This is a genomic window from Tepidimonas sp. (assembly GCF_046292505.1).
In the GTDB taxonomy this organism is placed as follows: Bacteria; Pseudomonadota; Gammaproteobacteria; order Burkholderiales; family Burkholderiaceae_C; genus Tepidimonas.
This window is the reverse complement of record NZ_JBKBQX010000183.1, coordinates 1-708: the sequence shown is the minus strand read 5'-3', so window position 1 is coordinate 708 and position 708 is coordinate 1. Positions and strand designations below refer to the sequence as shown.

Below are 708 nucleotides of genomic sequence, written 5' to 3'. Positions count from 1 at the left end.
TGGGGCTGGCCATTGCGCAACACCCAGATTTGGCGCGGACCGCTGCGCATGTCCACGCGGGCGGTCTTGCGGCCGGCGGTGGGGGGCTTGGGCATCAGCAGTCCCGCCAGCCCACCGCCAGATGCCTGCGGCGCCGGATCGCTCGGCGTGAAGCGCAGCGCGGTGTTGGGCACCAGCAACACGCCTTTGCGCTCCACCGCGCGGATGTTGGCAGTGGCCGTCATCCCGGGCCGCAGCGACAAATCCTGATTGTCCACGTCCAGCGTGGCCGTGTAGGTGATGACATTGTCGGTCTTGGTCGCGCCAAACGCCACGCGCCCGACCGTCGCCGGATAACGCCGGCGCGGGTAGGCGCTGACCGTGAAGCTGGCGGCCTGGCCCTCGTGCACCACGCCAACGTCCGCCTCGTCCACGGCGACATCGAGCTTGAGTTGCCGCAAGTCGCGCGCGATGGTCAGCAGCGTCACCGCCTGCAACGACGCGGCCACCGCATTGCCCGGATCGACGTTGCGCGACAGCACGACGCCATCGATGGGCGAGCGAATCGAGGCCTTGGCCAAGTTGGTCTCGTTGGTGGACAGCGTGGCGCGCGCCTGCTCCCCCGCCGCGCGGGCCGTGGCCTGCCCGGCCTGCGCCCGCTCCAGCGCCGCGCGCGCGGCATCCAACTCGGCCGCCGACGGCACCTTGCCACCGGACAGGCGCGCCACC

Annotated in this window: 1 protein-coding gene; it reads right to left on the bottom strand. The window is 71.3% G+C overall.

Annotation, left to right across the window (positions count from 1 at the left end; translation table 11 throughout):
• Positions 1 to 708: efflux RND transporter periplasmic adaptor subunit (locus tag ACK4TH_RS12610; protein ID WP_409626940.1), on the bottom strand; the 708-nt coding region annotated here is incomplete at both ends.